This is a genomic window from Gluconacetobacter takamatsuzukensis (assembly GCF_014174275.1).
Classification (GTDB): Bacteria; Pseudomonadota; Alphaproteobacteria; order Acetobacterales; family Acetobacteraceae; genus Gluconacetobacter; species Gluconacetobacter takamatsuzukensis.
This window is the reverse complement of the sequence record NZ_JABEQK010000004.1, coordinates 236,536-261,648: the sequence shown is the minus strand read 5'-3', so window position 1 is coordinate 261,648 and position 25,113 is coordinate 236,536. Positions and strand designations below refer to the sequence as shown.

Below are 25,113 nucleotides of genomic sequence, written 5' to 3'. Positions count from 1 at the left end.
TTCCTTTATGTCATTATAGTGCGGAGGCGCCTCGGCCACCATATCGTTCGGACCGGGAGATATATATCGCGTACAACGATGCGAGTTCTTCCGCCGGCAATCCTTCCATCAGCGAGAGTCCGACCCTTTCCCTCGTTCGACCGCCTCATTCACATTGTCTTTATCCGCCCGTTCCGGGCACGTCAGGTCGCGACATATCTTTGCGCATGAGGACACCCATTCCGAAAATGCCCAGCAGCAGTCCGGCATGATCCCGGTGCGATCTGGAGAAGAAAGGACAATCTGATGAATGAGTCGGGAGGAAAGAGAGCCAACTCACGGTTTTCCCGAATAGTCTGGAGGATCACTCTTGGACTGACCGCCATGATGGTGATCACCTTCGCCACCGGTTCGCAGTCCGATGACGGCGGCGGCCCTCTACGGTCGGCAGCCGAGGCTGTTACCGTCCTGGATTTCGGCGCAAAGGGCGATGGCGTCACTCCCGACAACGCTGCGATCGCTCGGGCAATCGTGGCGTCCTGCTCCCGGCCCAACAGGGGTCAAATCCACTTTCCGGCGGGAGATTATGCCGTCGCCGCGAATGCGCCGATTACGATTCCCTGCCCTGGCATCGCACTCGTGGGTAATGGTGGAGGGGCACAGCAACGTGGCGGTACGCGCTTCGTCATTGTCGGCAGCGGACGAGAGCCTATCTTTCGTTTCGCGGCTCCGGTACGGCCAGGGGACCGCTATTTTTATGGTGGCGCTATCCGCGATATCGCCTTCCTGTTTCGAGACAACAGCATGGCAAGTCAGCCGCAATCGGGTCCGGCAGTGCGCTTTGATCATTGTTGGGGCTGTCTCGTTGAGAATGTCTTCGTCGCCGGCGCACAAAACGCGTTCTGGGTCTATGCTGGCTTTCACATCCATTTCCACGACGTCTTCGTGACCCAAGCGGTTAGCAACGGCTACGCCTTTACCTTCAGCGGCGACACGAGTGGCAAGAACTGCAATGCCGATATCGGAAATTGCACGACGAGGCTGGACGTGGTCGACCTTACGGATTTTCATGTAGATGAAGCACTCTCGGGCCACGTCGTCCCCGGAGGATGTATCCATGTGACCGGCTTCGTCGCCACAGTTTGGGTGCGGAACGGCACCTGTAATCAAACTCATATCGCGGTAAAGACCGACTGTCCCCGCGAACTTTCCCATGACATCGGAACCTGCCCTCAATTCATCGATCTCTATCGCTTGGAAAGCGAGATCAATGCCGCAGGCGATCCGGGCGATTCGGCTTGTATCCTGGCACTCGACATCGTGCATTTTCATGCCAGCGCGTATCAATGCTACGGCTATGGACCGCCCGACAATCTCATGGTCTTTCGTGACGCGAATGACTCTGGTTCCGCGCATGTGGAGCTTGACAATCCCTATATTGCCAATGCGCGGCACGACTGCATCATAGATTCCGTGTTGGATTTCAAACTCTCGGGCGGAGACGTCATTGGCTGCGGCACCGAAGGGACAACGCATGCTGGGGCGCGACATGCCGGACTGCACATCTCAGCGAGACCGTCCAGCCATGTATCGAAGGGAGCCACGATCGTGAACGGGACAAATTTCTGCACGGGTTACAAGGAGAAAGCGGAAACCTCCATGGTCGGTGTTCGGATCGACGAGGGCATTGACTACGCATCGATCCAGAACAACATCTTTCGTGGTTGTATAAAGGGGGTCATCATGCCGCCTACGCGAAATACGACCAATATCGTGACGGGGAACACGCCGGAATAATCCCATGACGCGTTCCGCCAGCAGGGCTTCTCAGTCCAGTTTTCTCAGTCGCACGCCGTAGAATTGCATCTCCAGATCCGGCATATGCCCGTCGATATAGATCCGGAACTCAAGCGAGGCGTTTGCACGGTCTGTTGTGAATTCCAGCATCGCGATCCTTTTCTGGATCAGCGCATCACGCAATGGCACACGCGTACTCTCCCGGAACGCAGATGCATCGTCAACGACGTCGTAGACCAGATCAACCGGCAGATTTCCGTCAAATCGACCAAGAAACTCGCAATCAAAAATCAAGCGATAACGCCCCTCCGGAACAGTGATATATGGTCCATAGACAGCATGCCCCTCGGTTTTCGCAATAGCGAAGATCAGGGAATGGTCACCATAATCCTCTCCTCGATGATGGAAGCGTCGATGAGTCAGGATGATCTCATCATCGCGGGCAAGCGTTCCGACCTTGTCCGGATCGACAATGAGCGTTCTCACGGGAGCGTCGGAACTGTTAGCAGGGTTCTTCCCGAACCTTGCTTCGATCCGATCGAGGGCCATGTCCCGCTGACCCGTGACGATTGGCGCGACATCCACGACTGTATCTTCGCCAAGAAAGGTCTCAAGCAGAGACGTATGGTACGCCCTGTCATGACGCAACAGGTCGTATTTCCATAGGCCACCGGCCATATACGGCGTCAAAAGGTCCGATCGGCCATCGATCGAGAAATGCAGCACCTGGGACCGACACAACAGCGCCGCGACTGTACCATGCACTCGAAAGGATACAACTTTACGAGCCTTGCTGTAAGCCTCAACAAGTTCTGGGGCAGAGCCCGGTATAACAACATGAGCGCCCCCCAAGGAACGGATAAAGAGAATATCCGTCTCTTCGTGGCAGATGAAAAGGGCATCTGGATATCGGGAAACGACGGATCTTACGAGATCCACGTAATCCTCCCGCCTGTCGGCCAGATCATCTGCGAATACCTCATGATCCGGAGGCATGACGTTAATCGCAATTTCATAAGCCGGCTCTGCCTGCACAGGCGGATTATAACCTGACGGACACAGCAGAAGCGTTGGATCCAGACCGAGCATGTCGAGAAAGTGCCAGCTCAGCGGATCTCGAGGCAGGAAGAGTACATTCTGTTGTGACGTGTAAAAATCCCGATTCGTCCGATACCTCACCATATCGCTGGCAATAACGAGGCGATTGCCTCGTATCGAGTAGCCTGTCCCGCCGCCCACGTTGAAAGCCGGTGTTTCTCTTGCGAACTGTTCAAGCAAAGACCGCCAGATTTTCTCCTGGTCACTGAGCCGATTCCGAGCACCGAATTGCGGCATGCCAGCGTACACCAACATATCTACCCTATCCGGAAAATCATCTTCGATATAAAATGATCTATTTTTCCAATAAACAGAAATATCATATTTTATATCAAATAACTCCTTCACACCGTTACTGATTAGAAGATCTCCGGCATTTGCCGTATAGGTATGAGGTGGTTTATCTCGCAGGAATACCCCGTGAAGTTTTTTGTCCATGATCTTTCAGCAGCCACCAATTATTGTTTTCTTTTTTATTATAGAATTGAAATTACATTCTGCAAGTCTTCACTTGTATCAAAGTGAGATGGTCACTTTCTGAAAAAAGCAACGACTTTTCGTCTCTTTTTCAAATAATTAAAATAAAAATCCAAAATTATCTGCTATCATCGTGTGATTTTCAGTAATTATATTTAAATATTGAATTCAACCGCCGACTCAGCCGCGTGCGGAATTCCCCAGGCACACATCCGCCCGGCCCCTTGCTTCTTCCATGAATGGCGCCGTCTCGCCACATTAGACGATGCCCTCCATAATCCGCCTCGCTCGGGCATCGTGTTCATTGCCGTCTGCACGCTGGATTGACTTTGTAACCAGTTACCGAAAGGGACTCCGTCATGCGTTGTCTTATTACTGCCGGCGCCGGCTTCGTCGGCAGTCATGTCGCTGTCAGCCTGCTGGACGCCGACCATACTAGCCCATCGTGGCCGAGGGACCGTGGGATGCCGTTCTGCATTTCGTCGCGCTGTCGTTGGTCGGAACATCCATGGCCGAGCCGTATCATTATCTGCGCCTCAACACGGTCACATCCCTCAATCTGATCGAAGCCTGTGCCGGACATGGCGTCAAACGCTTTGTCCTCTCCTCCACCGCGCGGCGCTGTTCGGCGGGGACAGCAGGCCCCCGCCGATCACCGACGATGCCCGCATCGACCCCGGTTCGCCATACGGAGAAAGCAAGTTCTTCATCGAATGCGCGCTTCTGTGGGCGGATCGCATCCACGGCATGCGCCACGCCTGCCTGTGCTACTTCAACGCCGCCGGCGCCGATGCCAAAGGCCGGCTCGGCGAGGATCGCCGTCCGGAGACGCATCTGATCCCTCTGACCATCGACGCAGCCCCGGGCCGGCGCCCGGCGCTGAAGCTGTTCGGAAATGACTACCTGCCCCCCGATGACACCGGCATCCGCGATAGCGTCGCGCAGATTTCGGGCCACGACTTGTCTTGGGAGGGGGCCCCGCGTCGTGAGGGCGATCCCAGCGTGCTGGTTGCCGATTCCTCGCGCATTCGCCGGGAAACCGGCTGGACGCCCCGCTTTGCCGATCTCGACACGATCATCGAAACCGCCTTTCAGTGGCGCGTCGATCACCCGGAGGGGTACCGCAGGTGATCGTGGCTTCGTCGAGAATCGAAAACCGCACGCGCCTTGGCGTGGTCACCCGATCGCGTGCGACAGCCTGGCAAAACGACAGGACCGCATATCTTTTCGATCGGCGCCCGGCTGCGCGCCAGAGGAAACGCGATCAGGACGCCCGCACGCCTCCTTCCGGATCAAGACGATAACCACCGCCCTCGGTCACCAGCAGCGACGCATTGGTCGGATCGGGCTCGATCTTCTGTCGCAGGCGGTAGATATGGGTTTCCAGCGTATGGGTGGTGACGGCGGCGTTATAGCCCCAGACCTCGTTCAGCAGAACCTGGCGCGGCACGGGCCGCGTCCCGGCCCGATAGAGGAACTTCAGGATCGCCGCTTCCTTTTCCGTCAAGCGGATCCGGCGGTTGCGGGCGGGTTCCTGCAGCAGCTTGGCCGAGGGGCGGAAGACATACGGCCCGATCGAGAACACGGCATCCTCGCTGTTCTCGAAGATGCGCATCTGGGCGCGCAGCCGCGCCAGCAGCTCGGCAATGCGGAACGGCTTGGCGACATAGTCGTTCGCACCGGCATCAAGCCCGCGCACTACATCCGTCTCTTCGTCCGAACCGGTCAGGATGATGATCGGAATCCGCTTTCCCTGCCGCCGCAGCTCGGCGCAGAAATCACGGCCATCGCCGTCGGGCAGCGTTACATCCAGGATGATGGCATCAAAACGGGCTCCGGGCGCGTTCAGCTTCTCCCAGGCATCAGCCACCGACTCGGCCTCGATCGCCTGGAATTCTCCCTCCAGCTGCAATTGTTCGACGAGCATATGACGTAACGTCTGATCGTCATCCACTATCAGAATGGGACGCGCACCTGCCATCGAACCCTCTTTATTTTGACCGGGCCCCATTCACGCGGGGTCGGCATCTTTATCCTATATCATCCCCGGGATGGAAACGGCAGCACCCGGCTCAGCCGATATGACACCTCACTCCCCATCCCGGTCACATCCGCCGTATCCAGATCTCAGGCCCGATAGTCTAGAACCGATTCAGGGCAAAAAGCGATCCAGTTGGAGCGATTCATGATACGCGCGTTACTAAAAACAAATACAGGGTCCGACGCACGCCTGCATTGCATGGGCGAGGAAATCCCGGCCATCATCGGCGCCGCTGGCGTCCGCGTCCACAAGCAGGAGGGCGATCACGCCACCCCGGCGGGCAAGCTGGCGCTACGGCGGGTCCTGTATCGCGCGGACCGGGTTCCCGCGCCCGCCAGCCATCTGCCGGTCGAGCCCCTGGCACCGAATGACGGCTGGTGCGACGACCCCACCCATGCCGACTACAACCGCCCGGTCACGCTGCCGCACCCCGCCCGCCACGAGCGGATGTGGCGTGACGATGACGTTTACAATATCGTGATCGTCCTAGGCTACAACGACTCTCCTCCGGTCGCCGACCGTGGATCGGCCATCTTCCTGCATCTGCAATCGCCCGACCGGAAACCGACCGAAGGCTGCATCGCCTTGCATGAGGCAGACCTGCGCCGCCTGCTCGCGGCCGGCCTGTCGGAAATCGAAGTCCTCCCGCCCACCTGACGGCACGTAGCCGCCAGTCACGCATTTCCAGACAGGCTCTCAGGCCAGTCCGGTCTGTTCCGGGGGCGCAGGAGGCTCCATGACCACATCGATGTCACCGGCCATGGGCTCCACCGGCGTCGCATCCTCGGCCGAGCAGATCCAGATCGCGGTTCCCTTGCGAAGGGTCAGGATCATCAGCCGGTTGCCGTCGGCCGAGCTCGACGGCACGGCGGCCCCACCGGCCGCAGGCGCCGGAACGGGCGGCATGGCGCGAAAGCGCCACCCGCGTTCGAACAGGGTTTCGAACAGCGTGAAGTTCCATGCCGGTTCTCCCAGCACCCGCCCGCGCGAATCGCGACTCAACCCACGATACAGATCCAGCCGCGCCACGCCGGGGCTGACCTGGAACACGCGCTGGCGCCCGAAATCGGGAGCCAGCCGGGCGCAGACCAGCCCGTTATAGATTGAGTCGGGCGTGGCGGCGATCAGATAGTCGGCCGGCCGCTCCTCCAGGCTTTCCATCCCTTCGTCGGACAGCAGCTCCGCCCGCAAGGTGGGAATGCCCGCCCGCATCGCCGCCGCCAGCGCGCCGGCATAGGTATCCACCAGCACCACCGGGCAACCCAGGCGATGCACTACCCCCGCCAGGTCGGTGGACCAGGCGCTGGCCCCCACGATGGCCAGCGCGGGGTCGTCCGACAAGGTCAGCCGCAGGGCGCGGGCGATCGGGCGAAGAGAAAAACCATGCAGGATCATGGTCGTCGCGATCAGCGCGAACACGCCGGGCATCACCAGGTCCGCACTGGGATAACCGGCATCGCTCAGTTGCAGCCCCGCCGCCCCCGCCACGGCGGCGGCGACGATACCGCGCGGCGCGATCCAGCCGACGAACAGCCGCTCCTGCCACGACAGGCCGGAACGCATGGTCGAAAGCAGGATGCCGACCGGCCGCACCACGAACAGCACCGTCAGCGTCATGGCCACGATCGGCAGCGACAGCCGGGCCAGCACCTCGCGATGCAGGTCGGCCGTCAGCATGACGAACAGGCACGACACGACCAGCACGCCCAGCGATTCCTTGATGCGCCGCAACTCGCTCATGCCCAGCACATGCAGGTTCGCCAGCGCCATGCCGAAGACGGTGGCCGCCATCAGCCCCGCGCCTTCCATGAAGAAATTGCAGATGGCAAAGACGCTCATCGCCAGCGTCAGAATGATCGGAATCCGCAGGATTTCCGGGATCAGGTCGCGCCGGGAGAGAAAGCGCACCAGCACCGCCGGAAAGACGCCGCAGCCCAGCCCCATCATGGTGGCGAACAGCAGGTGCGGCACGATTTCGGCCACGAACATCCCCGAATGCCGGTTGCCCTGGATCATCAGGAACTCCAGCACCAGCGTCGCGAGGATGGCACCGACCGGGTCGTTCAGGATCGCCTCCCACCGCAGGAAGGCCGCCACCCGGGGCCGCAGCTTGGTGTGGCGCAGCAGCGGCAGCACCACGGTCGGCCCCGTGACCACGATGATGGCGCCGAACAGCCAGGATGCGCCCCAATGCAGATGCCCGACGAAATGGGCCGCCAGCGTCCCCAGCACCAGGTTGATCGGCAGCGCCACCACCGTCAGGCGCAGCACCCCCTCGCCCGCCGCGCGCCACTGGCGGAAATCCAGCCCCAGCCCGCCCTCGAACACGATGAAGGCAACAGCCAGCGAGACCATCGGGTGGAAATAGGGGCCGATCGCCGCCGACGGATGCAGCAGGTTCAGCCCGGGGCCATAGATCAGCCCCAGTGCGAACAGCAGGACGATGGCAGGCAGCCGAAACCGCCAGGCAACCCACTGGGCCCCGATGCCACCACCCAGAACGCACAAGATCCCAATGGCCAGATTATCCTGCATACACCTATCCCGGACGGTTGGTTCGAAGAACCGGAGAGTACCAGATTATGTCGTGCGACGTGAGCAGGATAGGACGCCGCGCCGGTACGGCGCGGTCTTTCAGCCCACCCGTTCCAGAACGGCCGCGAAGAACCCGTCGGTGCCGTGGCGCAGGGGCGACAGCGCGATCATCCCCTCCTGCGCCAGATCGGGCGGCAGGCCGCAATCGGGCTCCGGCTGGGCCCGGCGGAATTGCGGCGATGCCGCCAGGAACGACGCGATCCGGTCCTGGTTTTCCTCGCGCAGCACCGAACAGGTGGCATAGATCAGCCGCCCGCCCGGCCGCACCAGCGTGGCGGCGGTCGACAGGATCTCGGCCTGTTTCGCCGTCAGTTCCTCCAGGTCCCGCTCGGTCAGGCGCAGCCGCGCGTCCGGATTGCGGCGCCAGGTGCCGGTGCCGGTACAGGGCGCATCGACCAGCACCCGGTCGAAACTGCCGGCCCGCCGCCGCGCCCAGCGGTCGCCCGGCACCAGCAGATGCCGCTCCGCGTTATGGACCCCAGCCCGGCGCAGCCGGCGCACCGCGCCCTCCAGCCGGGGCTCGGACACATCGCAGGCCACGATATGGCCACGATTCTGCATGGTCATGGCCATGCCCAGCGTCTTGCCGGCAGCACCCGCGCAGTAATCCAGCACGCGCATGCCCGGGCGCGCATCGGCCGCCGCCACCACGATCTGGCTGCCTTCGTCCTGGATTTCCACCAGGCCGGCCTTGAAGGCCGCCGTCGCCGTCACCGGCTGCCGCCCCGGTACGCGCAGCCCCCAGGGGGAAAGATCCGTCTCCTCGGCGTGGATGCCCCCTTCCGCCAGCAGGCGCGCCGCTTCCTGGCGCGTCGTCTTTAGCAGATTGACCCGCAGGTCCAGCGTCGCCTCGCCCGCCAGCGCCGAGACCTCATCCTCCAGCGCGGCACCGAACGTCTCGGCCAGCCGCGGCAGCAGCCAGTCCGGCACTTCCAGCCGGACCGCCTGCGGCATCGCGGGGTCGGCGAGCGCCTGGCCGCGTAGTCGGGCGCCCAGTTCCTGCTCGGCCGCCGTCAGCGGCGCGGGCCCGTACCGGTCACCCGAAAACAGGACCACCGGGGCCTCACCCGGCCGGGGCATCAGCTGCATGGCGGCAATCAGGCGCGTGCGCGGGGTGGCCGGCACCCCCGCCTGCTCCAGCCACCAGCCAAGATGGCGCCAGTGCCGCAGCACGGCCCAGACCCGTTCGGACACCGCACGGCGGTCCCCGCCGCCGATATAGCGGCGCTCGCGAAAGAAGGCGTTGGCAACGGCGTCGGCGGGACGACGCGGCGTCGCCTCCATCTCCGACAGCAGATCGATGGCGGCAGCAAGCCGCGCGCTGGGCGTCATAGTCGTCCTGTCAGTCGGAGATGGCGATCGAGGGTGGGATCAGTCGCGCCGATAGTTCGGCGCTTCACGCGTGATCGCCACGTCATGGACATGGCTCTCGCGCAGACCGGCCCCGGTAATCCGGCGGAAGCGCGCGCGCACCTGAAGGTCGGCAACGGTCGCCGAGCCGGTATAGCCCATGCCGGCCCGCAGGCCACCGACCAACTGATGCACCACCGCATCCATGCCGCCCTTGAAGGCCACGCGTCCCTCGATCCCCTCGGGGACCATCTTGTGGGTTTCCTTGATTTCCTGCTGGAAATACCGGTCGGCCGACCCACGCGCCATGGCGCCCAGACTGCCCATGCCGCGATAGGATTTGTACGAGCGCCCTTCATACAGGAACACTTCGCCCGGCGCCTCCGCGGTGCCGGCCAGCAGCGAGCCGACCATCACGACATCGGCCCCGGCACCGATCGCCTTGACGATATCGCCCGAGGTGCGGATGCCGCCATCGGCAATCACCGGAATATCGCGCTCATGGCAGGCCACAGCCGTTTCCATCACCGCGGTAAACTGGGGCACGCCCACGCCGGCCACGACGCGCGTGGTGCAGATCGACCCCGGACCGATTCCCACCTTCACGCAGTCGGCGCCGGCCTCGATCAGGGCAATGGCCGCCTCGGGCGTCGCGACATTGCCGGCAACCACCTGGATGCGGTCGTCCAGCGCCTTGACCCGCGCCACGGCCTCCATCACGCCGGCCGAATGGCCATGCGCGGTGTCGACCACGACCACGTCCACCCCGGCCTCGATCAGCGCGCGGGCACGGTTGAACCCGTCCTCGCCCACGCCGGTCGCGGCGGCGCAGCGCAGGCGCCCCATCTCGTCCTTGTTGGCCAGCGGATACAGAACCGACTTTTCCATGTCCTTGACGGTGATCAGCCCGATGCAGCGATTTTCGTCATCGACCACCAGCAGCTTCTCGATCCGGCGGCGGTGCAGAAGCTGGCGGGCCTCCTCCCGGCCGACATCGGCGCGGACGGTCACGAGATTGTCGCGCGTCATCAGCTCGTCGACCCGCTGGTTCGGGTCGGTGGCGAAGCGCACGTCGCGGTTGGTCAGCACGCCGACCAGCCGCTTGGTGTCGCGCTCGATCACCGGCAGGCCGCTGATGCCGTGGCGCGTCATGATGGCATTGACGTCGGCCAGGGTCTGGTCGGGCCACACGGTCACGGGGTTGACGACCATGCCCGATTCGTAGCGCTTCACGCGCCGGACATGCTCGGCCTGCTCGTCGATCGACAGATTCTTGTGGATCACGCCCATGCCGCCCTGCTGGGCCATGGCGATGGCCATCGCATCCTCGGTCACAGTGTCCATCGCCGCCGAAATCAGCGGAATGTTCAGGCCGATGCGGCGCGTCAGGCGGCTGCCGGTGGATGTCTGCCCGGGCAGAACCCGCGATTCCGCGGGAACAACCAGAACGTCGTCGAATGCCAGGGCCTCGCGAATGCGCTCCTCGACACGGGATACGGAATGCTGATGGCTGGGGGAAGACATCGTGCTGGAACCTCATCTACCGTTGCAGGGGTCCCAGTGCCTCGGGTACCCGACCGTTGGCGCTTCCACATAAGATGCGAATCGGATCGTGGCAAGAAAAAGGAGAGCAGAAGCCGCATGACAGCGAAGAGAACCGTCTATCTGGCTGGCGATCTGGTCTTCCGCCCCGGCGCGGTCGCGATTTTCGACCGGCTGCGCGCGCTGTGCCACGACGTGGGGCTGGAGGGCCTCGCCCCCTTCGACGGCCAGGCCGGCATCGAATCCCTGCCGCCGGGCCTGGACACGATCCTCAAGATCGTGCGCGCCGACCGCGCCCTGATGGATCGCTGCGCCGGCGGCATCTTCTGCCTCGACCCCTTCCGCCGGAGCGCCGACATGGACCCGGGCACGGCGGTGGAAATCGGCTACATGATGGCGCAGGGCAAACCCCTGGCCGGCTACACGACCGACGGCCGCCCCTACCCGGAGAAAGTCGCCGCCTACCGCCGCGCCGCATGGCACGACACCCTGCGCCCGCGCGTCACCCAAGACGCCCCGGTCGGCTCGGGCGCGATGGAGGACGCCGACGGTATCCTCGCCCATTCGGACGGCATGGTACAGAACGGCATGACCGAGGGCTTCATTCGCCTCTCCGGCGGCAAGGTCGCCGTGCATGACGATTTCTACCAGGCCTTCGCCATGGCCGCGGCCGACCTCGCCCGCCGCCTCCCCTAATAATGCGGGCTGGTGGCGATCCGACGCGCGTTTCCTGCGCGCCGGTGCTCGGAAACACACGGCGGGCGCGGCCCTCAGGGCCGCTCTCGCCCACCAGCGCGCATTTCCGGACCGGCTCCGCCTTCTTTAGCCCACGTGGCGTTTTTTACCGGTGGCCTGCCGCACATGCGGTAGCCCGTGCCCAGACCTGGGCCCTTACCGCCGGCAGGTCGGTGGTGCTCAACGGGTGGCCGCGCTGGGTATGAACCTCTTCCGCCGTGAAGGGGCGCGTGCCGGCCGGCGTGCTGTGGCCGCCGAGATCGAACAGCACAAAATTCATCACCTGCGCCATCAGCGCATCGTCGCGAATCAACGACATCGAAACGCCGGGCACGGTCAGCAGATAGGCCCGGCCCTCCGGCGTGCAGCTCAACGTCCCGATCCGGTCGCGCAGCGTCGGAATATAGGTCTGCCCGGATAGCCCCTCGATCCCATGGCAACCGCCGCATTTTTCCAGATAGGTGGTGCGCACCTGGTCCAGCGCCAGCGCAGCCTGCCCCGACATCATCAGCCCGGCCATGGCGGCCATCACCACGCCCGACCGCGTCACGCGCGCAAAACGCCCACCGGACCTTGAACACACCTGAAAAATCGATCGGCCGAGCAAGCGCACCCCATAGCGGCACGCAAGGCGTGTATTCTTGAACATCGAAGTCGCATGGCCTTCATCGCCACCGACCCGAAGGCGCAGGAAATGCGCATTGGTACCGGCGGCAGGGTAACGTGCAAATACGCGCAGGCTCGCCGCCCGCGCGCATTTCCAGTCAGGCTCTTATGGCAGCGGATGCGCCGCGTTCAGCTCCTTGCGGGCCGCCGCCACGGCCGAGGAGGCCATCGGCGCGGCGCGCGCGGCCGCCACATCCGCCGGCGTGACCACGGGCGCGGGCTTGGTGCCACCCAGCGACGACAGATAGCTCAGGATCGCCGCCACGTCGTCATCCGACAGGCTCTTGAAGCTGGGCATGAAGCCGACATAGGTCATGCCGGCCACGTCGATCGAGCCGGCCAGACCGTTCATCAGCACTTCGGTCACGTATTTCTTGCCTTCGGGCGTCGAGACGATCTTGTCGATTCGGTTGGCCAGCGGCGGAAACTGCCCCGGCGCGCCGACACCACCGCCCTGGTGGCAGATGCCGCAATTGGCACCGTAGAGCGCCTGGCCATCCGGCGCGGCAAAAGCCGGGGTCGCGGCACCCAGACACAGGGCCAGGGTAAGGATTTTCTTCATTCGGCAGTTCCTACAATCACGGCGGTCGAACAATTATAAAGCAGCGAGCCGGTCCCGAAACACCAGATGATGTCGTTATTGGCCTGCGGACGATAGGTCGGCAGGTCGCCATCGGTGCCCAGGCAATTCTGCTCGTTGCAGGCATCCTGCCCGCAGCAATCGCGATAGGCGATCAGGTACGCGCGACGGTCCTGCGGGTTGAAACAAGTGCCGATCCACGAGGTCGGCGACGGATGCGTCCCCGGCGGGCAGCTATGAACGCCACCGCCGCAGGTGGTGCACAGATTGCCGTCAATGGCGCAATAACGCCAGTAATCGCACTTCGTATCGTCCTTGGCCTGCGCCTTGGCGGCAAAGGGCGACGGCGCAGCAGGCGCTGCGGCCCGCGCGTCGCGCCGCCAGACCGGCAACAGCGGAAAGGCCGGAATCGCGGCGGCCCACCCGCCCAGCCGCGCAAGCGCGCTGCGGCGGGAGGAACGGCCGGCAAGATGGCGGGCAAGCCGTTCGGCCATGGTGTCGAGGCCGTTCCGCGTCACGCCGACGGCCCCCCTGTCTTCAGGATTGGGCATATCGTTTCTCCGTCACGCGGGGATCATTCCGGGGGCTCATTCTCCAGGCGCCGCCGTAAAGATCAGCGCATCGCCCAGCGCCCCAATCTTGCGCACGGGCTTGCCGTCGGCACCGTCCAGCACCATCAGGTCGCCGGCTTCATCCGTCAGCATGATGCGCGACTGCGCATCCTGCGTCACGCCGACCATCATGCTGCGGGCGGCCAGCGGAATGCGCCGCACCAGCCGGTGCGTCTTCAGGTCCAGCTCCCACAGTTCGGAGCCCGCGTCCTTGTGGGTCCAGAACGTACCCTTATGCATCAGCACGAACAGATGCGAATCGCGCGCCCGCAGCGCCGCAAGCTGCCAGCCGCCGGGCCGCCACGTCACCTCGAACGGGGCGCGGGTATCCGACGCTGCCTTCAGGCCGGCAGCTTCCTGGATCGACCACGGCTTGGCGACGCTGGACTGCGCGCCCAGTGTCGTCTCATAGATCAGACCGCTGTATGAAATAAACCAGACATGCCCGCTGGCCGCGACCTCCGGGCTGTGCTCGAAGACCGGGTCGCGATCGGGCACGAAAAACGGCGGGGTCCGCGTCAGAGTCGGCGCGCCTTTGGCGTCCATCTGCACGTTCGCCAGCGACCCGTCGCCGCAGATCGACGAAAATCCGGCATTGCCCCACGGAAAGATCAGCCCGCAGCCCGGCACGTCCACCGTCCGCACAACCGATTTCAGGCCGGTGTCATAGACATGGACCGCATTGGTCGGGCTGGAATCGTAGACATAGACATAATGCCCATCGGCGCCGATCGCCATGTCGGGCTTCTTGGGCGTGATCAGCGCCCGGCCCGGCAGGTCGATATCCGCGACCTGTTCCAGCGTGCGCGGATCGTAGGCCGCCAGGATGTCGTGGCGCTTGCCGCGATTGCCGCGCTCCCACGTCGTCTCGGCGACATAGAACGCCTTGCCCGCCGGATCGGCCACCATGTTGGCGTTATAGGCCGCCTGCACCATGCCCAGCAGCCGCCCGGTGTCCAGGTCCACGACATAGACCCGCCCGTCCTTGCTGTGGCGATACACCCCGTCCTCGACCAGCACCCGATGCGGGCCGCCGGGAGGCAGGGTGACGATGTCGCTTTCCTCGGTCTGCAGGATCGGCTCGGCGGCATGCGCCGGCCCATGTGCCGCGATCGCCGTCAGAACCGAGGCGACCGCTAGGGAGCGCGAAATACGCCGCGCAACGCGAGACCGCCGATCAGCCAACATGCGACCGTCGGACCCACGAAGGAAATATCATGTTCATCCCGCCAACCCTGCTGTTCGCCCCACCACACCCGAACCACGATTCGGACGCCCGAAGACCGGGCGGACACCGCCCGCTATCCAGTTTGATGTTCTTTCGATACAAATTTTCGGCCGGGCTGGCTAGTCTTCCACTTTCCAAAAATCGCAAGTGAATTTCATAATTTTCATTACCAACAAAATATTGTTACGAACGGACGCGAATAACAGACATATTCCGCATGCGCCTGCCAAAAAAAACGCGCACCGGATCACCGCCGGCGCGCGTTTCCCAAAAGCCCCCTACGGCGCGGGCTCCGCCGTGTGGGTGGCCAGCACGGCGCCCGTCTGGGTATCCACCTCGTTCAGAACCACGCCATACCCCCACAGGGCGGCGAGGTAATCGAGCGTCTGCCGCGCATCGCGGGCCTGGAGCAACTGGCCGGTCCGGGTCCGGTGCTCCAGCTTCAGGGTGCGGTCGCCCAGCAGGTCCACATCGACGATCTCGATCTCGGTATAGAACGTGCCGGGATCATAGACGCGCGCCAGACTGCGGCGGATATCACGATATCCCGCCTCGTCATGAATGGCATCGACCAGCAGATAGGGCTGGGCCGTATCGTCGCTGAGGCGGAACATGCGAAAATCGCGGATCACTTTCGGCGACAGAAATTGCTGGATGAAGCTCTCGTCCCGATATTCCGCCCAGGCATGGCGCAGCGTGCCGATCGCATCCCCGTTGCCCGCGATATCGGGAAACCATTCCCGGTCCTCGGCGGTCGGCTCGGTGCAGATGCGCGCAATATCGGTCATCATCGCATAACCCAGCGCATAGGGATTGAACGACGCCCCTCCCCCCATGTCGAATCCAGGCTGGTTGATCACGTTCGACGTCGAATGGATGACTTCCAGATAGGCTGCGTCGTCGATCCGCCCCAATTCGTGCAGGCGCCGCATGATGTAGACATGCACCCAGGTGGCGCAGCCCTCGTTCATCATCTTCACCTGGGGCTGCGGATAGAAATATTGTGCGATCATCCGCACGATACGGATGATCTCCCGCTCCCACGGGGCCAGGCGCGGGGCATTCTTCTCCAGGAAATACAGCAGGTTCTCCTCGGGAAGCCCCAACAGGCGGCGCGCATGGGCCCCCTCGGCCGCCCCCGCCGCATCGCCCGCCTCGGTCGGCAGGGTCCGCCACAGATCGTTGAAGACGCTGTCCTCATAGGCCCGCCGCTCCTTGGCGCGCTGCTGCTCGGCCTTCAGGTCCAGCTTGCGAGCGCCGGAATGGCGGTTGACCCCCTGGTTCTGCAAGGCATGCGCGGCATCGAGCACACGCTCCACCGCCCGATGGCCATGCCGCTCCTCGCACCGGGCGATATAGCCACGGGCGAACTCCAGGTAATCCAGGATGTCGGACGGGTCCGTCCATTCCCGGAACAGCCTGTTATTGCGGAAGAAGTGATTATGCCCGAACGCCGCATGCGCGATTACCAGCGCCTGCATCGTCGCCGAATTCTCCTCCATGAGATAGCTGATGCAGGGATCGGAATTGATGACGACCTCATAGGCCAGTCCCATCAGCCCGCGCCGATAGGCATTCTCATGGCCGATAAAGCGCTTGCCGAACGACCAGTGCTTGTAGCCCACCGGCATGCCGTGCGCGGTATAGACATCCAGCATCTGCTCGGAAGTGATGATCTCCACCCGGTTGGTATAGGTCTCCAGCCCCAGCTCGCCGTGCGCGATCTCCTCGATCGCGTCGTAGCAGTCGCGGATGATCTGGAAATTCCAGTCATTGCCGGAATAGAGCAGCCCCCCGGACCGGGCCGGCGTGCCGCCCCCTGATATGATCTGATCCATCAAGCCTCCGCCGTATCGCGCTGACGGGAAAACAGGTCGCGGAAGACCGGGAAAATCTCCTTGCGGTCGCCGACCTGGCGGATCGCCAGATGATCGTTCTCATCGGCGATGGCACGATAGCTGCGCCACAGATCGGTCTCGCCACGGATCACCGCCCCCGATCCCGTGATTTCGATATAGGCATAATATTGCACCGCCGGCAGGATATCGTCCCGCAACAGGGTGGCGGTGCGCGTGGTGTCCGACGACGCATTGTCCCCGTCCGACGCCTGGGCGACATAGATGTTCCAGTTGGCCGAGGGAAAGCGCTCCCGCTGGATGGTATGCATCAGTTCCAGCGCAGACGAGACGATAGTGCCGCCGGTTCGCGGATCGTGGAAGAACGTGTCCTCGTCCACCTCCTCGGCGCTCTCGGCATGGCGAATGAAGACGATTTCGACCTTCTTGTACCGCCGCTCCAGAAACACATGCAGCAGCAGGAAGAACTGCTTCGCCAGATCCTTCATCCGCTCGGTCATCGAGCCCGAGACATCCATGATGCAGAACATCACCGCCCGCGTCGCCGGCTGCGGCGTGATGGTATAGCGCCGAAAGCGCAGGTCCACCGGATCGACCCACGGAATCCGCGCCAGACGCTGGCGCAGCATGCCGCGCCGTTCGCGCAGCCCTTCCAGCTCCTCCAGTTCCTCGGCCGAGGCCGGCCGCAGGGCCTCCAGTGCCGCGATCCGTTCCTCGACCTCCTGCAGTTCCACGGGCTTGGGCCGCCCCAGCCCCAGACGCCGCGCGATCGAGCGCCGCATCGTCCGCCCCAGGTCCAGATGCGACGGCGCTCCCTCGTTGCTCAGGCCCGCGCGGGCCGGCACGCCGTTTTCGGTGGTCGAAATCTCGCGTTTGAGCAGGTCGGGCAATTCCAGATCGTCGAAGAACAGGTCCAGGAATTCGTCCCGGCTTAGCACGAAGCGGAAGGAATCCTCGCCGCCCCCCTGCTCGCCGGCCTGCCCGGCCCCCGAACCCTGCCCCGCCCCGCCGCTCGGCGGCCGTTGCAGCCGGTCGCCGCGCGAAAACTCGCGGTTACCCGTCAGCACGATCTCGCGCATGCCCTCCGAGAAGACACGATGCAGCGAAGGTTCATGCAGCGCATCCGCCGGGACCGAAATCGCGTTGCCCTGCCCCACTTCCCGGATCTTGCCGCGCGCCACCGCGTCCCGCACCGCCGTCTGCACGGCCGAGCGGGCGCGTTGCAGCACGCGCCGCCGGTTCTCGAGGTTTTTCCCATGGGGATTGGGACGTCTGTCAATGATATCCACTGGCCGGCACCATTCCCGTTCAGAGGCTGTTTCGAAAATGCTGATGCTGCGTCGGCAGCGGGCCGCCTGGGGCTACGTCCTTGCGGGTTTTGCGCCTCGCAGCCGGACGGCCTTTCCGGGCCGGCCGCCGCGAGGCGCGAAACACAGGCAGGGACTGGCCGGCAGCGGCGCCGGGGCAACAGCGCCTCAGGCGGATTGCTTCACCCGCATGTACCATTCAACGAGCCGGCGGACCTGACGTTCCGTATATCCCCGCGAGACCATCCGCTCGACGAACTCGTCATGCTTGCGCTCGGTCTCGCCGTCCTTCTTGGACCCGAAGCTGATGACCGGCAGCAGATCCTCGACCTGGCTGAACATCCGCTTCTCGATCACGTCGCGGATCTTCTCGTAGGATGTCCAGGACGGATTGCGCCCCCCATTGCCGGCCCGCGCGCGCAGCGAGAACTTCACCACCTCGTTACGGAAATCCTTGGGGTTGGCGATGCCCGCGGGCTTTTCGATCTTGGTCAGCTCCGCGTTCAGCAACTCGCGATTGAGCATCTGCCCGGTATCGGGGTCCTTGAAATCCTGGTCCTCGATCCAGGCATCGGCATAGTCCAGATAACGGTCGAACAGGTTCTGGCCATAATCGTTATAGCTCTCCAGATACGCCTTCTGGATCTCATGGCCCAAGAATTCGGCATAACGGCCCGCCAGTTCCGATTTCAGGGTCGCCAGATAGTTCGCCTCGACTTCCGCCGGAAACTGCTCGCGCCGCACCGCCTGTTCCAGCACATACATCAGATGCACCGGATCGGCCGAAATCTCCGCCGAATCATGGTTGAAGGTGGCAGACAGCACCTTGTAGGCAAAGCGGGTGGAGACCCCGTCCATCCCCTCATCCACCCCGGCGGCATCGCGATATTCCTGCATCGTGCGGGCCTTGGGGTCGGTCTCGCGAATGTTCTCGCCGTCATAGACGCGCATCTTGGCAAACTGGGTGGAGTTCGGATGCGGCTTCAGCCGGGACAGCACCGCGAAACGGGCCAGCATTTCCAGCGTGTTGGGCGCGCAGGGCGCATTCGCCAGGCTGGAGGACTGCACCAGCTTCTCGTAGATCTTCGTCTCCTCCGCCACCCGCAGGCAATAGGGCACCTTGATGACGCATACGCGGTCCAGAAAGGCCTCGTTGGTGCGGTTGTTGCGGAAGGTCTGCCACTCGGCCTCGTTCGAATGGGCCAGGATCACGCCGGTAAAGGGAATGCTGCCGATATTCTCGGTGCCGACATAATTGCCCTCCTGCGTCGCCGTCAGCAGCGGATGCAGCATCTTGATCGGCGCCTTGAACATCTCGACGAATTCCAGCAGTCCCTGGTTCGCGCGGTTCAGCCCGCCCGAGAAGCTGTAGGCATCCGGATCGTTCTGGCTGAAATGCTCCAGCTGGCGGATATCGACCTTGCCCACCAGCGCCGATACGTCCTGGTTGTTGTCGTCGCCCGGCTCGGTCTTGGCGATCGCGATCTGGCGCAACCGCGACGGATGCACCTTGATGACGGAAAAGCGCGACAGGTCGCCGTCGAATTCCTCCAGCCGCTTCAGCGCCCACGGGCTGGCAACGCCGCCCAGCAGCCGGCGCGGAATGCCGTACCGTTCCTCCAGCGCCTCCCCCATCCGGTCGGGGTCGAACAGGCCCAGCGGGCTTTCGAAGACCGGGCTGACATGCCGCCCGGCCTTGAGCACATAGATCGGCTCCTTCTCCATCAGCGCCTTCAGCCGCTCGCCCAGGGACGATTTGCCGCCCCCCACCGGGCCGAGCAGGTAGAGGATCTGCTTGCGCTCCTCGAGCCCCTGCGCCGCATGGCGGAAGAAGCCCACGATCTGCTCGATCGTCTCCTCCATGCCGAAGAAGTCCGAGAACGCCGGATAGATGCGCAGGGTACGGTTCATGAAGATGCGCGACAGGCGTGGATCGCGCGAGGTATCGACGCTCCTCGGTTCGCCGATGGCCTTCAGCATCCGCTCCGCCGCGGTTGCATAGCAGGACGGATCGGTACGGCAGGCTTCAAGATAGTCAGACAGGCTCATCTCGATTTCGCGACGCTGATCGCGCATCGCGGTAGCCAGAGAAAACACATTGAAATCAGAAACCATCCTGGGAAGTCTCCGAACCGGCGCCAGAATCCGTCACTCTGTCTGGACGACCATGCACCATGGATACGCATTTCCTCCGGGGAGCGGGCCCCGGAGACGGAAGAACCGTCAGTTCCGTTCGCTCTGCAATCGGGTGGTCAATACACAATCCCCCTTGCTGTCTGGCCCATTTACAGGCAGATAGGCACGCTGCCGCCCCAGACAAGGGCGGCCGGCAGATGGCGGAATCGCAGTCAGGTATCGCGCTGCGAAATCCTGGGCCGTCACCGCCGAGGCTATCGCTCCCCGCGTTCGGGATTCAACCTAAATCGCGTGCACTCCGGAAACACACACCCGGACAGCAGGGGTTTTCGAAACGACCCGCTGCCCGCCCCGGGCCGGTCACGCCTCAGCGAAAGCCGATTCGCATCCCGTCGAAGGCCGCTTCGACTCCCTCCGGCAGGTTGTCGCGCATCCAGGCCCAATCCATGTCCGGCCCCATATGGGTCAGGATCACGCGGCGCGGTTCCAGCCGGGCGCGCCATTCCAGCACCTGCTCCAGCCAGGCATGGGCATTGTGGGGCCCGGAACGCTGGAAACAATCCACCAGCCAGGTCTCGACCCCTTCCAGCGCGGCAAATGCCTCGTCGGCCAGGTCCATCACATCGGTGGAATAGGCAATCGTCCCGCACCGCACGCCCAGCGACAGGGTGCGGCCGTGTATCTGCTCGAACAGGGTCAGCCGCAGCCCGGCGATCTCAAGCGTCTGGCCGGCATGCACCGCATGCGGCACCACGACCGGCCGATAGAAACCGGGCGGCGACCACGGGCGGAACGCGTAATTGAACCGCGCTTCCAGCTCCCCCAGCACAGGCGGCGTGGCATAGAGCGGCAGGGGGCGGTCGATCGCCCGGTTGATCGCCCGCACCTCGTCCAGTCCCGCGATATGGTCGGCATGGGCATGGGTGTAGAGAATCGCATCAAACCGCCCGATGCCCTGCGCCAGCAACTGTTCGCGCAGGTCGGGCCCGGTATCGATCAGCACCGCCTGCCCGTCATCGCCCCGCAGCAGGACCGAGGCCCGGGTCCGGCAATTGCGCGGTTCCGCCGGGTCGCACAGCCCCCAGTCGCCCCGTCCGTCCGGCCCGCCGATCATCGGCACCCCGGCAGACCCGCCACATCCCAGGACGACCAGCTCCATCGCTCAGATCGCCCGGCTGAACAGGCGGCGGAAATTGGTCGTGGTCTGCTCCGCCAGATGCCCGGGCGTCATCCCGCGCTCTTCGGCCAGGCGCTGCGCGGTATGGGCCACCAGCGCCGGCTCGTTGCGCTTGCCGCGCCGCGGCACCGGCGCCAGGTAGGGCGAATCGGTTTCGACCAGCAGCCGGTCCGCCGGCACATCCCGCGCGACCGCCCGCAGCGCGTCGGAGCGCGGAAAGGTCAGGATGCCCGAGAAGCTGATATACCCGCCCAGTTCCAGCCCCACCCGCGCCAGCTCGGGCCCCGAGGCAAAGCAGTGCAGCAGGAAACGGAACCGCCCATGGGCCTCCACCTCCTCGCGCAGGATCGCGGCCACATCCGCATCGGCCTCGCGCGCATGGATCACCAGCGGCAGGTCCATCCGCCGCGCCGCCGCGATGTGGGCGCGAAAGCGCGCCTGCTGCAACGGACGCACCGCCTCGGCACCGTGGAAATAATCCAGGCCGCTCTCCCCGATGCCCACCACGCGCCGGTCGTCGGCCAGCGCGATAATGCCCTCGGCATCGGCCACCGCGCATTCCTCGACATGGTCGGGATGGGTGCCGACCGTGCACCACACCCGCACATCCGGCCGGTCGAAGCGCGTCAGGTCCTTCTGCTGCTGCGCCCGCGACAGGCGGGTGCCGATCGTCACCATCCCGTCGACACCGGCCGCGCGCGCCCGGTCCAGCAGCTCCGGGATCTCCTCGTCGGTGAAATGGTCGAGATGACAGTGCGAATCGATCAGCCCGGTCGCGGCCCCGCTCATTGCACCGCTTCCTCCACATGACGCGGAAAGATCCCCTGCGGCGCGGGCAGCGCGCGCCCCTCGGGCAGCGGACGTTCCAGCGCCGCGAAATCGCGCTCGTCCTCCGCCACGCCCAGCTGGGTCAGCATCGCATCCATGCTCCCGGGCATGTAAGGCTGGAGCATGGTACCGATCACGCGCAGCGCATCCACCAGCACGCGCAGCACCACCGCCATCCGCTCGGGGTCGGTCTTGCGCAGCGCCCAGGGGGCCTGATGGTCGATATAGGCGTTGCAGGCCCGGATCACCCGCCACACATCCTCCAGCGCATCGGTCAGCGCATGACGGTCGAGATGCCCCTGCATCAGCGTCGGCAGCAGCGCGGCCTGCGCCAGCAGCGCGTCATCGGCCTCGATCCGCACCCCCTGCGCGGGCAGCACCCCGCCGCAATTCCGCGCCACCTGCGTCAGCGTCCGCTGGGCCAGATTGCCCAGATCGTTCGCCAGCTCGACATTCAGCCGGTTGATGATGGCCCGGCGGCTCAGGTCGCTGTCGCCGCCGAACGGCATCTCGCGCATCAGGAAGAAGCGCACCGGATCGACGCCGAACTGCCCCACCAGGTCGCGCGGGTCGACGACATTGCCCAGCGACTTGCTCATCTTCTCGCCCTCGATGGTCCACCACCCATGCGAGAACACGCATTCCGGCAGTTCCAGCCCGGCGGCCATCAGCAGCGCGGGCCAGTAGACCGCGTGGAAGCGGACGATATCCTTGCCGACCAGATGCAGGTTGGCGGGCCAGAACCCGGCGCGCGGATTGTCGGCATCGGGAAAGCCGATGGCCGACAGGTAATTGGCCAGCGCATCCACCCACACATACATCACATGGTCCGGGTCGCCCGGCACCGGGATGCCCCAGCGGAAGCTGGTGCGGCTGATCGACAGGTCGCGCAGCCCCTGGCGGACGAAACTGGCCACCTCGTTGCGCCGCGACGCGGGCTCGATAAAGCCCGGCCGCGTCTCGTACAGCTCCAGCAGCCGGTCGGCGAAAGCCGACAGCTTGAAGAAATAGGACGGCTCGCGCACCCACTCCACCGGCGCCCCCGTCGGCGCCACCTTCGTGCCGTCCGGGCGGGTAACCAGCTCGTCCTCGTTGTAGAAGCTCTCGTCCCGCAGCGCGTACCAGCCCTCGTACGCCCCCAGATAGATATGCCCGTTCGCCGCGATCCGCTCCCACAGCGCGGTGGCGCCGGCAATGTGCCGGGGCTCCGTGGTGCGGATGAAATCGTCGTACGAGACATTCATCACGTCGTACATCGCACGGAAATCGGCCGAGACCTGGTCGGCGAACGCAATCGGCGCCACCCCGGCGGCCTGGGCGGCCTGCTCGACCTTCTGCCCATGCTCGTCGGTACCGGTCAGGAAGAAGACATCATGCCCCGCCAGCCGCTTGAAGCGCGCCATGACGTCGGCGGCGACCGAGGTATAGGCATGACCGATATGCGGCGCCCCGTTCACATAATAGATCGGTGTCGTGACGTAATAGCGCCCTGTCATCTTCCACTCACCAAAGTCAGGCCACTCAGCAGGGCCTGTTGTTTATCCAGATTGAACCGCTCCGTCTCGACCCGCAGGTCGGTCAGGCGCCGCCACAGCTCCGCCATGCGGTGCGCCGACAGCGATCCGTCCGCGTTTCCTTCCCCGCGCCCATCCCCCAGGGCAAGCGCGCGCGCATGCTTCGATATGGCATCACACAGCAGATCGAAGAAGACCGGAAAGCCATTTTCCCGCTTCAGCACGCTCTCGGCAATCTCGTACATCGCCCCGGCATCCGGCGGGGTTTCCAGCACCCGCGCCACCAGCGCGCCCAGCGCCGCCCCGTCGCCGGCCAGCAGCGCCAGCGCGCGCCCGGGCGAGCCATGGGCCAGCGGCGCCACCCGCGCGATATCCTCGGGCGGCACGTCCGCCGCCACGCGGGCCAGCACCGCCTGCATCTGCGCCGGCAACAGCGGCTCCAGCCGCAGCGTGCGGCAGCGGCTGCGAATGGTCGGCAACAGGCGCCCCGGCGCGGCGCAGGTCAGGATCAGGATCGCGCGGGGCGGCGGCTCCTCCAGAATTTTCAGGATCGCATTGGCGGCACTGCGGTTCATGAAATCCGCGCCGTCCACGATCACGACCCGCCATCCATCCTCGGCCGCCGTGCGGTGCAGGAACTGGCCGATCGGGCGCACATCGTCGGCCACGATCTCGGCCCGCATCCGCTGGCGCTTCTCGTCCATCCCCCGGGCGATGTACAGCAGGTCGGCATGGCTGCCGGCGGCAATCCGCCGCGCGGCGGTACTGTCCGGTGCCGTCGCCTTCAGCAGCACCCGCGCCATCCAGAAGGCGAAGCTGGCCTTGCCGATCCCCTCGGGCCCCGTCAGCAGCCAGGCATGATGCAGCCGCCCGGCACTTAATGCTTCCTCGAACGCCCGGCGGGCCTCGTCATGCCCCACCGGCTCCTGCCCGTCGCGTGGCGTAGTGCCCACCATTCAGGCGGGTCCCGCCAGCCGCGCATCCACCAGTTGCGCGACATCCCGCGCGATCGCCTCCGCCGCCCGGTCGGCCGACAGGCGCACGCAGCGCCCGGCATGGGCGCGGGCAATGGTCTCGAACCCCTCCGCCACCCGGGCATGAAACGCCTCGTCCGCCACTTCGTACCGGTCGGCGCGGCCGCCGCGCGCATGCAGGCGTTCCAGCGCCCGCGCCCGGTCCAGGGTCAGCACCAGCGTCAGGTCGGGCACCAGCCCCACCTGCCCGGCCAGCACGTCGATCAGCCCGATCGTGGCAGCGTCGCCCCGCCCGATCCCGTATCCCTGATAGGCCATGGTCGAATCCGCAAACCGGTCGCAGATCACCACCGCCCCGCGCGCCAAAGCCGGCCGGATCAGCCGGTCCACATGCTCGCACCGCGCCGCGAAATGGGTCAGGATCTCGGCGCGGAGCGACAGGTCGTGCCCGCCGAACAGCAGGAAGTCGCGCAGCGCCTCGGCCCCCGGCGTGCCACCCGGCTCGCGCGTGCGCACCACCTCGTGCCCGCCGGCACGCAGATGCGCCTCCAGCAGCGCGGCCTGGGTGGATTTGCCGGCGCCCTCGCCGCCCTCGAAGGTAATGAACAGACCCGGCACCGCT

Annotated in this window: 20 protein-coding genes and 1 pseudogene; 4 read left to right on the top strand and 17 right to left on the bottom strand. The window is 64.5% G+C overall.

The genetic code is table 11. The features are described from left to right. The first annotated feature begins 363 nt into the window (after positions 1 to 363). Entirely contained in the window at positions 364 to 1,776 is a 1,413-nt protein-coding gene (locus tag HLH27_RS07475; RefSeq protein ID WP_182949169.1) for a glycosyl hydrolase family 28-related protein, read from the top strand. A gap of 30 nt (positions 1,777 to 1,806) precedes the next feature. Here HLH27_RS07475 and HLH27_RS07470 read toward each other — a convergent pair whose 3' ends face one another. Further along, positions 1,807 to 3,312: a polysaccharide pyruvyl transferase family protein gene (locus HLH27_RS07470; protein WP_182949167.1), complete on the bottom strand. Its 1,506-nt coding sequence runs from the start codon at positions 3,310 to 3,312 to the stop codon at positions 1,807 to 1,809. A 398-nt stretch (positions 3,313 to 3,710) separates the two neighbouring features. On the opposite strand from HLH27_RS07470, the pseudogene HLH27_RS07465 reads away from it, so the two are divergent. Continuing rightward, positions 3,711 to 4,482, top strand: a pseudogene (locus HLH27_RS07465) (GDP-mannose 4,6-dehydratase). Positions 4,483 to 4,615: 133 nt separating this feature from the next. On the opposite strand, the gene HLH27_RS07460 reads toward HLH27_RS07465, so the two are convergent. Next, positions 4,616 to 5,332: a response regulator transcription factor gene (locus HLH27_RS07460; RefSeq protein WP_182949305.1), complete on the bottom strand. Its 717-nt coding sequence runs from the start codon at positions 5,330 to 5,332 to the stop codon at positions 4,616 to 4,618. Between the two features lie 258 nt (positions 5,333 to 5,590). Between HLH27_RS07460 and HLH27_RS07455 the strand changes: the two genes are divergently transcribed. Beyond that, entirely contained in the window at positions 5,591 to 6,049 is a 459-nt protein-coding gene (locus tag HLH27_RS07455) for a L,D-transpeptidase family protein (protein ID WP_182949165.1), read from the top strand. 39 nt (positions 6,050 to 6,088) lie between these two features. Here the strand turns inward: HLH27_RS07455 and HLH27_RS07450 are convergent, their stop codons facing one another. The 3 genes from HLH27_RS07450 to guaB all read right to left on the bottom strand — a co-directional run bounded on the left by HLH27_RS07450 (position 6,089) and on the right by guaB (position 10,861). Next, complete coding sequence (locus HLH27_RS07450) at positions 6,089 to 7,927, bottom strand: cation:proton antiporter (protein WP_182949163.1); 1,839 nt, start codon at positions 7,925 to 7,927, stop codon at positions 6,089 to 6,091. Positions 7,928 to 8,026: 99 nt separating this feature from the next. Further along, positions 8,027 to 9,319: an RsmB/NOP family class I SAM-dependent RNA methyltransferase gene (locus HLH27_RS07445; protein WP_182949160.1), complete on the bottom strand. Its 1,293-nt coding sequence runs from the start codon at positions 9,317 to 9,319 to the stop codon at positions 8,027 to 8,029. A 39-nt stretch (positions 9,320 to 9,358) separates the two neighbouring features. Beyond that, on the bottom strand, positions 9,359 to 10,861 hold the full coding sequence (gene guaB / locus HLH27_RS07440; protein ID WP_182949158.1) for an IMP dehydrogenase: 1,503 nt from the start codon (positions 10,859 to 10,861) through the stop codon (positions 9,359 to 9,361). A 117-nt stretch (positions 10,862 to 10,978) separates the two neighbouring features. Here guaB and HLH27_RS07435 point away from each other — a divergent pair, with 117 nt between their 5' ends. After that, positions 10,979 to 11,575, top strand: a complete 597-nt coding sequence (locus HLH27_RS07435; RefSeq protein WP_182949156.1) for a nucleoside 2-deoxyribosyltransferase — start codon at positions 10,979 to 10,981, stop codon at positions 11,573 to 11,575. Between the two features lie 145 nt (positions 11,576 to 11,720). On the opposite strand, the gene HLH27_RS07430 is transcribed toward HLH27_RS07435, so the two are convergent. The 12 genes from HLH27_RS07430 to tmk all read right to left on the bottom strand — a co-directional run bounded on the left by HLH27_RS07430 (position 11,721) and on the right by tmk (position 25,109). Then, entirely contained in the window at positions 11,721 to 12,164 is a 444-nt protein-coding gene (locus HLH27_RS07430) for a cystathionine beta-lyase (RefSeq protein ID WP_408870812.1), read from the bottom strand. Positions 12,165 to 12,386: 222 nt separating this feature from the next. Further along, positions 12,387 to 12,842 (bottom strand): c-type cytochrome, encoded by a 456-nt coding sequence (locus HLH27_RS07425; RefSeq protein ID WP_182949154.1) that lies wholly within the window; start codon positions 12,840 to 12,842, stop codon positions 12,387 to 12,389. Then, positions 12,839 to 13,411: a methylamine dehydrogenase (amicyanin) small subunit gene (mauA, locus tag HLH27_RS07420; RefSeq protein ID WP_182949152.1), complete on the bottom strand. Its 573-nt coding sequence runs from the start codon at positions 13,409 to 13,411 to the stop codon at positions 12,839 to 12,841. The genes HLH27_RS07425 and mauA overlap by 4 nt, the downstream gene beginning before the upstream one ends. A gap of 36 nt (positions 13,412 to 13,447) precedes the next feature. After that, positions 13,448 to 14,659: an amine dehydrogenase large subunit gene (locus HLH27_RS07415; protein WP_182949150.1), complete on the bottom strand. Its 1,212-nt coding sequence runs from the start codon at positions 14,657 to 14,659 to the stop codon at positions 13,448 to 13,450. 318 nt (positions 14,660 to 14,977) lie between these two features. After that, the gene (locus tag HLH27_RS07410) at positions 14,978 to 16,537 is read right to left on the bottom strand and encodes a SpoVR family protein (protein ID WP_182949148.1); all 1,560 of its coding nucleotides are present in this window, start codon (positions 16,535 to 16,537) and stop codon (positions 14,978 to 14,980) included. Beyond that, positions 16,537 to 17,844 (bottom strand): DUF444 family protein, encoded by a 1,308-nt coding sequence (locus HLH27_RS07405; protein WP_182949146.1) that lies wholly within the window; start codon positions 17,842 to 17,844, stop codon positions 16,537 to 16,539. Before HLH27_RS07405 ends, HLH27_RS07410 begins: the two co-directional genes overlap by 1 nt. A 186-nt stretch (positions 17,845 to 18,030) precedes the next feature. Further along, positions 18,031 to 19,977 (bottom strand): PrkA family serine protein kinase, encoded by a 1,947-nt coding sequence (locus tag HLH27_RS07400; RefSeq protein ID WP_182949144.1) that lies wholly within the window; start codon positions 19,975 to 19,977, stop codon positions 18,031 to 18,033. A 388-nt stretch (positions 19,978 to 20,365) separates the two neighbouring features. Beyond that, positions 20,366 to 21,157: an MBL fold metallo-hydrolase gene (locus HLH27_RS07395; protein WP_182949142.1), complete on the bottom strand. Its 792-nt coding sequence runs from the start codon at positions 21,155 to 21,157 to the stop codon at positions 20,366 to 20,368. 3 nt (positions 21,158 to 21,160) lie between these two features. Further along, positions 21,161 to 21,964 (bottom strand): TatD family hydrolase, encoded by an 804-nt coding sequence (locus HLH27_RS07390; RefSeq protein ID WP_182949140.1) that lies wholly within the window; start codon positions 21,962 to 21,964, stop codon positions 21,161 to 21,163. Next, a complete protein-coding gene (gene metG / locus HLH27_RS07385) occupies positions 21,961 to 23,499 on the bottom strand; it encodes a methionine--tRNA ligase (protein ID WP_182949138.1) in 1,539 nt (512 codons plus the stop codon). The genes HLH27_RS07390 and metG overlap by 4 nt, the downstream gene beginning before the upstream one ends. Beyond that, a complete protein-coding gene (locus HLH27_RS07380) occupies positions 23,496 to 24,473 on the bottom strand; it encodes a DNA polymerase III subunit delta' (protein WP_182949136.1) in 978 nt (325 codons plus the stop codon). Before HLH27_RS07380 ends, metG begins: the two co-directional genes overlap by 4 nt. Further along, positions 24,474 to 25,109, bottom strand: coding sequence for a dTMP kinase (gene tmk / locus HLH27_RS07375; protein WP_182949134.1), 636 nt, complete (start codon positions 25,107 to 25,109; stop codon positions 24,474 to 24,476). Positions 25,110 to 25,113 lie beyond the last annotated feature (4 nt).